This is a genomic window from Streptomyces endocoffeicus (assembly GCF_016741935.1).
GTDB classification, from domain to species: domain Bacteria; phylum Actinomycetota; class Actinomycetes; order Streptomycetales; family Streptomycetaceae; genus Streptomyces; species Streptomyces endocoffeicus.
Genome location: NZ_JAERRG010000024.1, coordinates 129,395 through 142,789, shown reverse-complemented (window position 1 = coordinate 142,789; position 13,395 = coordinate 129,395). Strand labels below are relative to the sequence as shown.

The window sequence follows — 13,395 nt, the reverse complement described above, 5'->3', positions numbered from 1 at the left end:
GGTCGAGCCGCACGTGCCAGTGGCCATCCGCAACGCTGTCAACGTCATCCGAACCGGGGCGTGGTCCCCGAACTCCGCCCCGAAAAGGAGCCGCAATGGATGTGACCACACTCAGGGCGATCGCGGGCGCCCTCGCCATGGCCGGCGCATGGGGCATCGTGGCCATGATCCTGTACAAAGCCGCCTTGCGCCGCGTGGACTGGAGCCTGATTCCGGCCTCGGCCATGCCCCGCGTGCGCTGGTGGAGCACCCATGCGTCCTGCGTGCTCCGGCTCAGCCTGACGCTGGCGGGTCTCGGCCTGACGGGTCTCGGCCTGGCCGGTCTCGCCGGCTCTTAACGCCCGTGCGGAGCCATACACGCACGGGCGGGCAGGAAGTCCGAGGCCGTGCCCATGGCTCGGGTACGAGCTTACGTACACGGACCATGCGGAATGTGACTCCACTATTGCACTGAGCGTCCGGGTAGCGGCTGCTCAGCCCAGATGACCTTGCCGCTGGCCGTGTACCGGGTGCCCCAACGCTGGGCAAGTTGGGCGACCAAGAAAAGCCCGCGTCCGTTCTCATCGGTTGTGTGTGCCCGGCGCATGCGAGGCGCGATGCTGCTGCCGTCGGCCACCTCGCAGATCAACGTGCTGTCCTGGAGCAGGCGCAACTGGATGGGTTCCGCGCCGTAGCGGATCGCGTTGGTGACCAGCTCGCTCACCACCAGCGCGGTGGTGAACCCCAGGTCTCCGAGCTCCCATTCAGCCAGCTGTTCGTCGACATCCGCGCGTACACGGGAGACGACCGCCGGATCCGACGGCAGATCCCAGCTGGCGAACTGGCTGGCGTCGAGGGCGCGGGTGCGGGCCACCAGGACGGCGATGTCGTCCGAGGGGTCTGCTGGAAGGAGAGCCCCGAGAGCCTCGCAGACCTCTTCCGGCGTTCGGGCGGCCTGAGCGAGTATGCGCAGCAGGTGTGCGAAACCGCGATCGAGATCGCACTGGCCGAGGTGCGCTATCAGCCCGTCGGTGTAGAGGACGACGAGACTACCTTCAGGTAGTTCGACATCAACGGTCTCGAAGGGCAGACCGCCGACACCAAGCGGCGGGGCCACCGGCATGTGGGGGAAGTCAACGGTTCCGTCGGGGAGGACCACGGCGGGCGGCGGATGGCCCGCACGGCCCAAGGTGCAGCGGCGCGTGCTCGGGTCGTAGACGGCGTACAGGCAGCTCGCTCCAGCGATTCCCCCGTCGGCCTTTCCGGCCCGCTGATCGTCGAGGTCGAAACGGATGACCAGGTCGTCGAGCTGGGTCAGGATCTCGTCGGTCGCCAGGTCGAGAGCGGAGAAGTTGTGGACCGCGGTGCGCAACCGGCCCATGGTCGCCGCAGCGTGCATGCCGTGCCCCACGATGTCACCGACGACAAGTGCCACGCGCGCCCCCGAGAGCGGGATGACGTCGAACCAATCGCCTCTTACCCCGGCTTTCGCGGGCAGATAGCGGTGGGCCACCTCCACCGCATGCTGGGCAGGCATCCCGCTCGGGAGCATGCTGCGCTGCAGCATGAGTGCCATGGTTTGTTCGCGGGTGAAGCGGCGCGCGTTGTCAACGCATACGGCGGCCCGCCCGACGAGTTCCTCCGCGAGGACCAGGTCGTCTTCCTCGAAGGAACCGCTGGCCTTGGATCGGTAGAAGCTGACGACGCCCAGGACCGTGCCGCGGGCGAGCATGGGCACAGCGATGAGTGAGTGAACGCCCGCGCTAAGGATCTTCGAGCCCCGAACCGGATCATGGGCGATCCAGCCCGGCGCCTCGGACAGCCGCGGTTCGCGCACCGGCTCCCCGGTGGCCAGGGCCTGGGCCTGCGGCATGGATGGATGGAAAGTGATCACGTCATCGACCGAATAGAGGTGAGCACCCTCGTGAGTGCCGCGGATGGCGGTTCGGCGCAGCGGACCGTCCACCCGTATCGGTTCCTCGCCGAGCAGTACGCAGTCCGGCAGATCGACGGCCGCGAAGTCGGCGAACCGGGGGACGACCACCTCGGTCAGTTCTTCAGCGGTCCGGGACACGTCAAGAGTGGTTCCGATCCGGAAGCCGGCATCGGCGATCAGGCCGAGGCGCTGCCGGGCACGCAGTGCGAGTTGACCGATGCCAGGTTCACCGACGGCGAGCAGCCACTGGTCGGCCGGTACCGCTGGTGTCCGAGGCTGGGGCGCGGACACGATGGCGGGTCTGGGGGTGGGGAAGCGCGGGACACCGGGGCCCGTATCGGGAGATCCAGTGTCCGGAGAGCCCTGTGCGAGGAGGGGGAAAATGCCCTCGCCGGGGAAGGCGGCCTCGACGGAGAAGCCGGAGACACCGGACCAATGTCCTATCGGCCGGCTGAGGAGTACGGCTGCGCGACCGTGACTGAGCCGGACCTCGGCGAAGCCGGTCCGGCCCGAAGAGATCAGCTCAGTCGCGCGTTCTTCCAGGACGCGTCGGTCACGGGGACCGAGACGTTCCATGGGTGATCCGGATTGGCCCACTCCGACCCCGCGGGCGCTCCGATATGTCTCCAGCAGGGCACGCTCTCGCGCGCTGACGCCGTCGAGGAGTCGCTCCTCGATGCTGCGGGCCGCCTCTGCCACGATGTCCGCCATGGTGGGATCGGCATCGAGGTGCATACAGGTCAGGTCGAGCACACCGAGGACCTGCCCACTGAACGGGTCGCGGACGGGTGCGCCGGCACAGGCGAGTCCGCTCCAGGCGTCAGCGAAGTGCTCACGGCCGCAGACGAAGGCGGGCCCCGTCATCACGAGCGCGGTGCCGATGCCGTTGGTGCCGACGAGCTCCTCGGGGATGCCGAACCCAGGGGCGAGCTGCAACGACTCGAGACGGCGGTTCAGGGAGGGCTCGCCTGCCCGGCGCTGCAAGAGCCGGGCTCGCTCATCCGTGAGGAATATGGTCGCTGGTACGCCTGCGAGCCGGGTCTCCAGCCGGTCGAGCACGGGCCGGGCGACGTAGGTGAGCTTCCCCCCGATATCCACATCGGCCGTGTAGGCGGCCTGAAGCCGGTCGGCCGTGAGGCCCATGCTGTTACAGCGTCGCCAGGAGCTTTGGATCGGCCCCCGGACAGCCTTGCCAATGGTCCTGCCCGAGAGCAGCCGCTCATGAGCCTCCACAAGAGCGGCGTCGTCGTCCCGAGCACTGCTCATATGAGCGCACCTTCCGAAAAATAGCGAAATTGCAGAATTCCCCCCCTTCCAGTTTGCTCCCAATAATTCGTAAATCACTAGAATCGGTGAGACTCAAGATGTCATTGCCTGACCGTGTCGCCTCGGACGCCGGTGCCCGCGACACGAAGGAGATTCGGCGCGGTACGGTCAGCGGTAGTGGAGATAGCGGCCGCGCACTCGGCGGAACGCGGCGAGCTCGCTCTGCCAGGCCGCGACCACCTCCTCCGGCCCGGCACCCGCGTCGATCATGGTCCGGACCCGCGAGCTGCCCGTGAGTTTGTCGATCGCGTTGTCGGGCCGCCAGGCGAAGTCACTCCACAGGCGCTTCGCGGTCACCAGCAGCGCCACACCGGTGCGCACGGGGTCATACACCGAGCGGTCGCCGATATGGATCTGCAGCCCGCCGATGGTCTTGCCCGCGAACTTGGAAAAAGTGGGAGCGAAGTACGCCTCGCGGAAGACCACACCCGGAAGCCCGAGGTCGTTGGCGGCCTCCGCCCACCGTGCGTCGATGCCTTCGGCGCCCAGCAGTTCGAAAGGCCGTGTCGTGCCGCGCCCCTCCGACAGGTTCGTTCCCTCGAACAGACACGTTCCGGAGTAGACGAGGGCGGTGTCGAGTGTCGGCATATTCGGGCTCGGTGGCACCCACGGCAGACCTGAGGCGTCGTAGAACTCCGAGCGCCGCCAGCCCGTCATCAAGACGGTCTCCAGGTCCACAGGAGTGTGCAGGAACTCGTTGTTGAACAGTCGCGCCAGCTCGGCGACCGTCATGCCGTGTGCCTGGGCGATGGGCTTGCGACCGACGAACGACGCGAACTCGCTGTGCAGCACCGGGCCCAGTGCCTCGCGGCCTGTGACCGGGTTCGGACGGTCCAGGACCACGACCCTTTTGCGCGCAAGCCGCGCTGCCTCCATGCAGTCGTAGAGCGTCCAGATGTAGGTGTAAAAGCGTGCGCCCACGTCCTGGATGTCGAACACCACCGTGTCGACGCCGGAGGCCGTGAGGATGTCCGCCAACGGCTGACCGTTCTGGAGGTAGATGTCGTACACCGGCAGACCCGTGGCCGGGTCGTCGTAGCGTCCCTCCGAACCGCCGGCCTGAGCGGTACCGCGGAACCCGTGCTCGGGCCCGAAAACGGCGACCAGATCGACGCGTTCGTCAGCGTTCATCACATCGATGATGTGACGCACTTCCCGGGTCACGCCCGTCGGATTGGTCACGACGCCGACCTTCTGGCCCTCGAGGAGAGCGTAGCCGTCCTCGGCGAGGCACTCGAAGCCGGTGCGCGGCCGGCGCCCACCCACCGCCGTGGCGGCCGGTGTGGCGGCGGCCGTACCCGCGGCCGCCAAGGCACCCACGGCCGAGCCGACGACGAGCAGATTCCGCCTGGGCAGGTTCATGATGTGATCTCCATGTCGGAGCTGGCATGTTCATGCGATCATGCCCGTCGACGAGGTCCCGGACACCAGTGCCACCCCTGCTCGCGGACGTCCGGCTCCTCAACCGCGCAAGCCGGAGCGAGTCGAAGGTCCGGGCGTCGTAGGGCCGCCGCCCGGATCTCTGTGGGATGAGGAGTCCTCAGTTCCTGCGGCTTCGAGGGTGCCGGGGAGCGCGGGGGGAAGGGGGTACGGTTCGGTCCAGAAGCGGCGGGAAGTCCTCCGCCACCACAGCATGAGCAGCACGCCGGCGAGCCCCAGGACGATTCCGATGACCAGGGGCGGTCCCATGCCGAACCAGGAGACCCCACTGTAGGAATTCGCGGGGTCAGCCATGGTGATCACCGACTCCACCAGCAGCCAGGCCAGCAGCACGGCACCGACGATCGGTCCCGCACCGAGCAGCAGGAAGTCGCGCAAGCTCGTGGTCAGCAGGTGCCGGTGATGGACGGCGCAGGCCAGCCCGGTGAGCGCGTAGTAGAACGCGACGAGCAGGGACAGCGCTGTCAGCGAGTCCGCGAGCGCGTTGTCACTGAGCCAGTGCATGACGAGGTACCACACGATGGCGATGCCGGCGACCCACCAGGTGGCCACGTCGGGCGTGCGGTGCTTTTGGTGGATACGGCTGAAGCCTTGGGGCAGGGCATGACGGCGGGCCATGGACAAGGCGGTCCGGGAGGACGGGATGATGGTCGTCTGGGTGGAGGCGAGGGCGGAAGTGGCGACGGCGAGCAGCACCACCCAGCTCCATCCGCCGAGTACCTGGTCGGAGAGCGTCGCGAATACCGCTTCCTCGTCGCCGGCGTGGTCGCCGAGGAAGGCGGGACCGCAGTAGGCGACCACGGCGAAGGCCACGGACACGTAGGTCGCCAGCAGGACGACCGTCGACCAGATGGCTGCCAGGCCCGGAGCGGTGACGGCGCCTTCCGTCTCCTCGGTGAGGTTGACCGCGGACTCCCAGCCCCAGAAGGTGAAGACGCCGAGCAGGAGTCCCGAGGTGAGTGGTGCGACGCCCGCGCTGAAGGGGTTCAGCCAGCTCAGCGACGGGTGGACGGCATGCAGGGTGCTGGTGCCGGCGTGGACGCGGTAGAGGGCCACGGCCGCGAAGACCAGCAGTCCGGCCACTTGCAGCAGCGTCAGCACGTTCTGCAGCCGGGCGGAGGCCTCGGTGCTTCGGACGCACAGGGCGGACATCGCCAGGATGACCAGCACCGTCAAGGAGCGCAGGACCCAGGTGTTCGCGGCCCAGCCGTCGAGCCCTGCGGCCAGTAGGCCGAAACGCGTCCCCACCTCGGCGAGCGAGCCGACGACCATCACTCCGGTCATGGTGACGGCCCAACCGCCCAGCCAGCCTGTGGTCGGGCCGAGCACCCTCGACACCCAGGAGAAGGTGGTGCCGCAGTCCGGGTCGACCCGGTTGAGGTAGTAGAACGCGGACGCGATCAGCAGCATCGGAAAGAAGGAGGCCAGCATCACGCCGGGTACGTTGACCCCGACGAACGCCGCGATGGGACCGATCACGGCTGCCAGCGAGTACGCGGGTGAAGTGGCGTTCAGACCAATGGCCATGGAGCCGAGAAACCCGATCGCGTTCGGATTGAGCCCGGCCGCCGGGTTGGGCTCTTCAGGAGTCCCCCGCGCACTGTCTTCGGCCATGTGATCCCTCTTTCTGGATGTCCTCGGGTGTCTCCAGCAGCAAAGTCGCACCGGGACAACCGGAACGTCCGTAGCGGGCGGCCCCGAGGGATTCAGCCGCGCCTGGGCGCGTTACGTGACGCCGTAACCTCGCGGTTCCGAAGAGAAAACGCCCTGGGAACCTGAAGGTCAATGTCGTTGGCATAAGCATCTGCCGGAACCAGTCCGAAGTGGCCAGACATTGATAGAACATGCCAAAAGCGCATGGATCGGGCTCATTCGGCCGCTGGGCCACCTGCGGCAGCCAGTTCGGCTGCGATGCCGTCCAGCAAGGTGTCAAGGACCACCGGGTAGGCGCTGTGCAGCATCCGGGCGGCGAGCAGGCGGGCGGTGGCGGCGATGTTCGGGTGGGACGTGGCCGGCAGCCGAGCGTAGGTGGAGTCCCACATCTCCTCGTCCCGAGTGCGGGCTTCCTCGGAGAGCGCCAGCTCGCCCGCGTCGAGCGCGGCGAAGGCCAAGGCGAGGTCGATGAACGCCTGGTAGAAGCGGACCGCGGCGGGATCGGACAGGCCCGCCCCGCGCAGAATGCCGAGGATTGTCTCGTCGACCGCGATCTCTCGCGGACGTCCGCTGACCCGGCTGGCTGTGAGCACGGCGGCCTGCGGGTGTGCGAGATAGGAGGAGTGGACGGCGAGCCCGAGGGCGCGCAAGTCGGCCCGCCAGTCACCGGTGGCCGTCCACCTGTCCAAGGCTCGGCCCATCAGCTCGTCGCCGATGGCGCGGGCCAGATCGTCCATCCCCGCGAAGTAGCGGTAAAGGGTGCTCGGATCCGCACCCAGCGCGGCTCCCAGGCGTCGGGCGGTCAGGCCGGCACTGCCGTGCTCGCGCAGCATCCGCAGCGCGGCCCGCACAATGAGCGTCTCGGACAACACCACGCCCTGTCGCGTCGGCCTGCGCCTGCGCCGCGCCTCTTCGGGCACCACCCGCTTCGGCATCCCCTCACCCGCCTCCATCGCCGTCGGCACGGCTGGTTATGCCAACGTGGTTGACCTTACAGCGCCCCGTGCCGTTGCATCAGGGGCAATCCGGAGGCGTACCGCTCCCGGAACAGAAGAAGGGGCACTGACATGCGAGTACTTCTCGTCGGCGCGGGCGGCGTCGGCACCGCCGCCACCCGGATCGCGGCACGCAGGGAATTCCTGACGCACATGGTCGTGGCCGACTACGACCTCTCCCGCGCTGAAGCGGCCGTCGCCGCTCTGGAGGAGCACGGCGACCGGTTCAGCGCGCTGCGCCTGGATGCTTCGGACGAGAACGCGGTGCGGGCCGCGCTCACCGAGCACCGGTGCGACGTCCTGTTCAACGCGACCGATCCACGGTTCGTGATGCCTTTGTTCAACGCGGCCCTCGCGGTCGGGGCACACTATCTGGACATGGCGATGTCGCTGTCCGTTCCGCATCCCTCGCGGCCGTTCGAGGAGTGCGGGGTGAAGCTGGGCGACAGGCAGTTCGAGCTGGCAGACCGCTGGGCGGAGTCGGGGCGCCTGGCCCTGGTCGGCATGGGTGTGGAGTCGGGCCTTTCGGATGTCTTCGCGCGGTACGCCGCGGACGAGCTCTTCGACGAGATCGAGGAGATCGGCGTGCGCGACGGCGCGAACCTCACGGTCGAGGGCTACGACTTCGCGCCCTCTTTCAGCATTTGGACCACCATCGAGGAGTGCCTGAACCCGCCGGTGGTCTACGAGAAGGACCGCGGCTGGTTCACCACCGCACCGTTCAGCGAACCGGAGGTTTTCGACTTCCCCGAGGGCATCGGGCCGGTGGAGTGCGTGAACGTCGAGCACGAGGAGGTGCTGCTGATCCCCCGCTGGGTGGACGCGCGGCGCGTGACGTTCAAGTACGGCCTGGGCGACGACTTCATCGCGAGGCTGAAGACCCTGCACGAACTCGGCCTGGACTCGACCACGAAGGTCACCGTGCCCGGCGAGCACGGACCGGTGAAGGTCTCGCCGCGTGACGTGGTCGCCGCCTGCCTGCCCGACCCCGCCACCCTCGGCGACCGGATGACCGGCAAGACCTGCGCCGGCACCTGGGTCAAGGGCACCAAGGACGGCAAGGCCCGCGAGGTGTACCTGTACCACGTGGTCGACAACCAGTGGACGATGCGCGAGTACGGCTCACAGGCCGTCGTCTGGCAGACCGCGATGAACCCGGTCATCGCCCTCGAACTGCTCGCCACCGGCGCCTGGTCCGGCAAGGGCGTTCTCGGTCCCGAAGCCCTGCCGCCCCGCCCGTTCCTCGACCTGCTCACCGAGTACGACGCCCCTTGGGGCCTGCGCGAGCAGGGATGATGTCTATTGCGACGACGCGCCGCGCCCGGGGCCGCCGCGCGGTGGGTTGGTCCTGACATTGGAAGAAACGGCGTGGTCACTCCGTGCCGGACCGGCGGGACACGTACAGCCGGTCCTCGATCTCACCTGCCGCCTCCTTGAGAAGGGGAGCGAGGGCACGCAGTTCCGGATCGGTCCAGCGGTAGGTCGGCAGCGTGAGATTCACATACGCCAGGTCCCGTCCGGCCCGGTCGCGGACCGCCGCCGTGATGCCGCACCACTCTTCCTGATGCTCCTTGTAGTTCACCGCGACGCCCGTCCGCCGGCATGCGTCGATTTCGTCACGTAACGCGCTGGGGTTGGTGATCGTGTACGGCGTGGGCCGGGCCAGGGGGGCGGCGAGACGGTCGGCCAGTTCCTGCTCGGGCAGCGAGGCCAGATAGAGCTTGCCCGCCGAGCCGCAGTGCAGCGGAACGTCGATGCCCGCCAGGTCGACGTGCACGGGGCTCGCGGGGCGCGCCTCGTCAAGGACGACGAGCGTGCCCCGGGTGGCCACCTCGAGGAAGGCGCTGCCGTCCGTCCGCGCGGCGAGCCGTTCCAGGGCGGGCCGGGCCCGGCGGATCAGCAGTGACTCGTCGGTCGCCCTCGCCAGGCGCACGGTGCCGTAGGCGATGGTGTACCGACCGGAGAGCGGATCGCGTTCGACGAGATCGAAGTGTTCGAGGGTGCTGAGCAGGCGCCATGCGGTGGCCCGGTTGACTCCGGCGCGCTGGGCGATCTCCGGTGCCGTGGGCGGCACCGGGCTGGCGGCTACTTCTTCGAGCAGTAGCAAGGCGCGTTCCACGGCCTGCACGCGATCACTCATGAGCGACTCCAGGGGCTTCCACAGACAACCTTCCCCTTCATCGTATGCGCTGCTATCGTGCAACACTCGTTGCATCATAGCGTCACACGTCCAATCCCCTTGTGGGAGAAGGCTGGTGAGAGCATGCGCATCACCGGGATACGGAGCCGACTCGTCGAACTGCCCCTCGATGCGCCGTTCCGCCCCGCGTGGGGGCGGGGGCGCGTCCAGACAACGCTCGTCCTGGTCGTCTTCGAGGTCGGGACCGACCAAGGCATCGTGGGACTCGGCGCGGCCCATGGCGGGCCCGAGGCGCAGATCGCCGTCGACCGGTTCGTCACCCCTCATCTGATCGGCCAGGACCCGGCCCGGATCGAGAGCCTGGCCGGGATAATTCGGGACGCCGAGATTCTCGGCCCGCCGTCTTACTGCATGGAGATCCCGCTGTGGGACATCCTCGGGAAAGCGGCCGGACTGCCGGTGAGCCGCCTGTGGGGCGGTGCGTCCGACCGTGTGCGCGCCTATTGCTCGACCGGGGAACTGCGCACCCCGGACGAGCGTGCGGACAGTGTGGTCCGGCTCGTCGAGGAGGGCTTCACGGCCGTGAAACTCCGCTTCCACCACGACGACCCGCGCGACGACATCGCCGTAGCCGAGGCCGTTCGCGCCGCCGTTGGCCGCGACGTCGAGCTCATGGTGGACGCCAACCAGGCCGGCGCCGACCCCGGCGTCGGCGGTCACACCGTATGGGACTTCCGCACGGCTCTGTGGGTGGCCCGCGAACTGGAACAGCTGGAATACGCCTGGCTGGAGGAGCCGCTGCCCCGGCACGACTGGACGGGGCTGGCGCGGCTACGGGACCGCCTGGAAGCCATCAAGCTGGCCGGCGGAGAGGACAACCACGGGTTGCACGAGTTCCGGCTGCTCCTCGAACGCGGCTGTTTCGACGTTCTCCAGCCCGATGCCGTCAAGTCGGAGACGCTCTCGGGCATCCGTCATCTCGCGGCGTTCGCGGGGCTGTCGGGTGTCGATGTCATTCCCCACACCTGGGGCAACGGCCTGGGCATGCTCGTCCATCTGCATCTGGCCGCCGCACTCCCCAACTGCGGCTACCTCGAGTATCCGCACGATCCACCCAGTGGGCTCACCGCCCCCTCCCGCGACCGGATGCTCGCCGAGCCGCTCACGGTCGACAAGGAGGGCTATGCACACGTGCCCGACCGGCCGGGCTTCGGCTTCTTACTCGATGAGGACCTGGTCGCGCACCACACCGTTCACACCATCGAGCGCGGCGACTGCGGGTTCGCGGCCGCGGAAGGAAGTGCGACGTGAGGGTCAAGGCAGCGGTACTGACCGGCACCGGCAGGCCGTTCGAGGTCGACGAGGTGGAACTGGCCGGGCCGAAGGCCGGCGAGGTACTCGTCAAGGTCGCCGCGAGCGGGCTGTGCGCCAGCGATCTCAATGTCATCGACGGCAAGCGCGGCCTCGCGCCCTTCCCTGTCGTCCTGGGCCATGAGGCGTCCGGTGTCGTGGCGGAGACGGGTCCCGGCGTGACCCGGCTGAAGGCTGGCGACCCTGTCCTGCTGTCGATCGTCCCGTCCTGCGGCCATTGTCCGTCCTGCGGGAACGGGCGCCCGAACTACTGCGCGGTGGCGGGCGAGGCCATGAGCCGAGGCGGCCTCTTCGACGGCACGAGCCGGTTGTCCCGCGGTGGCCGGCGGCTCAACCACTTCCTCACCGTCTCCTCATTCGCCGAGTACGCGGTCGTCCCGGAGTCCGGAGCGGTACGCGTGGACCCGGCCATGCCCCTTGACCGTGCCGCGCTGATCAGCTGTGCGGTGCTCACCGGATACGGCGCGGTGCACAACACCGCCCGGGTGCGCCACGGCTCCCGGGTCGCGGTGTTCGGATGCGGCGGTGTGGGACTCAACGTCGTCCAGGGAGCCAGGACCGCCGGAGCATCGCGGATCGTGGCCGTCGACGTGAACCCCGACAAGCTGCGACTGGCCGAGCGCCTGGGCGCCACGGATGTCGTACACGCCGACCGGCAGGACCCGGTCGCCGCGATCGATGAGCTCACCGGCGGCGTCGACTACGCCTTCGAGGCACTTGGCCGCGAGCAGACCGTCCAGCAGGCGTGGCAGAGCCTCGACGTCGGGGGCGAGGCGGTGATCGTCGGGCTGATGCGGCACGGCGCGACGGTCACGTTGGACGCCAATCCGTTCGTCGACGAAAAGCGCATCGGCGGCTGTTACTTCGGCTCGGCCCATCTCCTGCGCGACGTACCCGCACTCGTCGAGCGCTACCTCGCCGGAGATCTGCTGCTCGACGAGATCATCAGCCGGCGGATCGGACTCGACGACCTCACCGAGGGGTTCGGCCGGCTCCGTGCGGGCGACGGCGCCCGCAACGTGCTCGTCTTCGACTGAATCCAGCGATCTCCCGGACCAGCGCTCCGGTGTTCCCCGAGCCACCGATCCGTATCCCGATGAGAGGTGACGCCGTGCTGATCGAGCACGACCAGAACTATGTCGACGGTGAGTGGATGGACGCCGCCGAAGGTGGCGAGACCGACGTCTTCGATCCCGCGACCGGCGCGACGATCGCCACCGTCCCCAACAGCACCGGCAGGGATGTCGACCAGGCCGTCGCCGCCGCCCGCCGGGCCGCCGACGGCTGGTCCCGGACCACGCCCCGCGAACGTGCGGAGGCGCTGCTCGCCCTCGCCGACTCGCTGCTCCAGGACGCGGACGCGATGGCCGGCGTCGAGTCGCTCAACGCGGGCAAGCCGATCGCTGCCGCACGGGCCGAGACCCATGGGGCGGTCGAGCGCCTGCGGTTCTTCGCCGGAGCGGCGCGCTGTCTGGACGGCCGGGCCGCCGGTGAGTACGTGCCCGGCCACACCTCCATGGTCCGCCGTGAGCCGATCGGCGTCGCGGGCCTGATCACACCGTGGAATTACCCCCTACTGGCCATGGTGACCAAGCTCGGACCGGCCCTGGCCGCGGGCAACACGGTCGTCCTCAAGCCGTCCGAGCAGACTCCGCTGACCGCGCTCCGGCTGACCGCGCTGGCCACCGGAATCCTCCCGCCCGGCGTGCTCAACGTCGTCAACGGCGAGGGCCGTTCGGCAGGCGTGCCGCTGGTTCGCCACGGGGGAGTGGACATCGTCTCACTCACCGGGGACTCCGCGACGGGCAGGGACGTCACGCGGGCGGCGGCCGACAGCCTCAAGCGTGTCCATCTCGAACTCGGCGGCAAGGCACCCGCCGTCGTCCTCGACGACGCCGACCCCGTCGAGGTCGCGGATGTCGTGCGCGGCGCCGGCTTCTACAACGCCGGACAGGACTGCGGCGCCGCGTCCCGGGTCATCGTCACGGACCGCGCCTACGACGGTGTCGTGGAGGAGCTGGTCCGGGCGGTCTCCTCGCTGCGTGTCGGCGCCCCCGCCGACCCGGCCACCGAGATGGGCCCCCTGGCCCACACCGCGCACGCCGAGCGCGTCCGGGGCTTCCTGGACCGCGCGGCCGAGGCCGGGACGTCCTTTCTCACCGGTGGCGGTGGAGCCGACCCCGGTGGGTGCTACGTCGCCCCGACCGTGGTGACCGACGTCGCCCAGCACAGCGAGATCGTCCAGCGAGAGGTCTTCGGGCCAGTGATCTCGGTGCAGCGCGCGGCGGATGCCGAGGCCGCCTACACGATGGCCAATGACGTGGTCTACGGGCTCGCCGCGTCCATCTTCACGCGGGACATCGGCCAGGCCATGGACGCGGCCCGCCGACTGCGGTTCGGCACGGTCTGGATCAACGACCACGGAGTGTCCGCGTCCGAGATGCCATGGGGCGGCTTCAAGGAGTCCGGGCACGGCAGGGAACGGTCCGTCTACTCGCTGGAGGAGTTCACCGAGCTCAAACACGTCATGGTCAAGCTACCCGCCTGACGGACAT

At 68.8% G+C, this 13,395-nt stretch carries 10 protein-coding genes; 5 read left to right on the top strand and 5 right to left on the bottom strand.

The annotated features are described in order from the left end of the window. Nucleotides 1-95 precede the first annotated feature (95 nt). The gene (locus tag JK364_RS40665; RefSeq protein ID WP_201856449.1) at nt 96-338 is read left to right on the top strand and encodes a hypothetical protein; all 243 of its coding nucleotides are present in this window, start codon (nt 96-98) and stop codon (nt 336-338) included. Nucleotides 339-442: 104 nt separating this feature from the next. On the opposite strand, the gene JK364_RS40660 is transcribed toward JK364_RS40665, so the two are convergent. From JK364_RS40660 to JK364_RS40645, 4 genes are all read right to left on the bottom strand, one after another. After that, a complete protein-coding gene (locus tag JK364_RS40660; RefSeq protein ID WP_307841533.1) occupies nt 443-3,259 on the bottom strand; it encodes a SpoIIE family protein phosphatase in 2,817 nt (938 codons plus the stop codon). 90 nt (nt 3,260-3,349) lie between these two features. Continuing rightward, on the bottom strand, nt 3,350-4,603 hold the full coding sequence (locus JK364_RS40655; protein ID WP_201856448.1) for an exo-beta-N-acetylmuramidase NamZ family protein: 1,254 nt from the start codon (nt 4,601-4,603) through the stop codon (nt 3,350-3,352). Between the two features lie 99 nt (nt 4,604-4,702). Continuing rightward, entirely contained in the window at nt 4,703-6,295 is a 1,593-nt protein-coding gene (locus JK364_RS40650) for an APC family permease (RefSeq protein WP_201856447.1), read from the bottom strand. A gap of 254 nt (nt 6,296-6,549) precedes the next feature. Beyond that, the gene (locus JK364_RS40645) at nt 6,550-7,269 is read right to left on the bottom strand and encodes a TetR/AcrR family transcriptional regulator (protein ID WP_201856446.1); all 720 of its coding nucleotides are present in this window, start codon (nt 7,267-7,269) and stop codon (nt 6,550-6,552) included. Between the two features lie 132 nt (nt 7,270-7,401). On the opposite strand from JK364_RS40645, the gene JK364_RS40640 reads away from it, so the two are divergent. Next, entirely contained in the window at nt 7,402-8,625 is a 1,224-nt protein-coding gene (locus tag JK364_RS40640) for a saccharopine dehydrogenase family protein (protein ID WP_201856445.1), read from the top strand. A gap of 76 nt (nt 8,626-8,701) precedes the next feature. Here the strand turns inward: JK364_RS40640 and JK364_RS40635 are convergent, their stop codons facing one another. Beyond that, nucleotides 8,702-9,469: an IclR family transcriptional regulator gene (locus JK364_RS40635; RefSeq protein ID WP_201856444.1), complete on the bottom strand. Its 768-nt coding sequence runs from the start codon at nt 9,467-9,469 to the stop codon at nt 8,702-8,704. A gap of 123 nt (nt 9,470-9,592) precedes the next feature. Here JK364_RS40635 and JK364_RS40630 point away from each other — a divergent pair, with 123 nt between their 5' ends. From JK364_RS40630 to JK364_RS40620, 3 genes are all read left to right on the top strand, one after another. Further along, nucleotides 9,593-10,780 (top strand): mandelate racemase/muconate lactonizing enzyme family protein, encoded by a 1,188-nt coding sequence (locus JK364_RS40630; RefSeq protein ID WP_201856443.1) that lies wholly within the window; start codon nt 9,593-9,595, stop codon nt 10,778-10,780. Further along, nucleotides 10,777-11,877, top strand: a complete 1,101-nt coding sequence (locus JK364_RS40625) for a zinc-binding dehydrogenase (RefSeq protein ID WP_201856442.1) — start codon at nt 10,777-10,779, stop codon at nt 11,875-11,877. The genes JK364_RS40630 and JK364_RS40625 overlap by 4 nt, the downstream gene beginning before the upstream one ends. 74 nt (nt 11,878-11,951) lie before the next feature. Further along, nucleotides 11,952-13,388, top strand: coding sequence for an aminobutyraldehyde dehydrogenase (locus JK364_RS40620; protein ID WP_307841532.1), 1,437 nt, complete (start codon nt 11,952-11,954; stop codon nt 13,386-13,388). Nucleotides 13,389-13,395: the final 7 nt, after the last annotated feature.

Excerpts from the sequence above, each read along its gene's own strand:
- JK364_RS40635 (WP_201856444.1), bottom strand. The coding sequence starts at position 9,469 with ATGAGTGATCGCGTGCAGGCCGTGGAACGCGCCTTGCTACTGCTCGAA.
- JK364_RS40665 (WP_201856449.1), top strand. The coding sequence starts at position 96 with ATGGATGTGACCACACTCAGGGCGATCGCGGGCGCCCTCGCCATGGCC.
- JK364_RS40645 (WP_201856446.1), bottom strand. The coding sequence starts at position 7,269 with ATGCCGAAGCGGGTGGTGCCCGAAGAGGCGCGGCGCAGGCGCAGGCCG.
- JK364_RS40655 (WP_201856448.1), bottom strand. The coding sequence starts at position 4,603 with ATGAACCTGCCCAGGCGGAATCTGCTCGTCGTCGGCTCGGCCGTGGGT.
- JK364_RS40630 (WP_201856443.1), top strand. The coding sequence starts at position 9,593 with ATGCGCATCACCGGGATACGGAGCCGACTCGTCGAACTGCCCCTCGAT.
- JK364_RS40640 (WP_201856445.1), top strand. The coding sequence starts at position 7,402 with ATGCGAGTACTTCTCGTCGGCGCGGGCGGCGTCGGCACCGCCGCCACC.
- JK364_RS40650 (WP_201856447.1), bottom strand. The coding sequence starts at position 6,295 with ATGGCCGAAGACAGTGCGCGGGGGACTCCTGAAGAGCCCAACCCGGCG.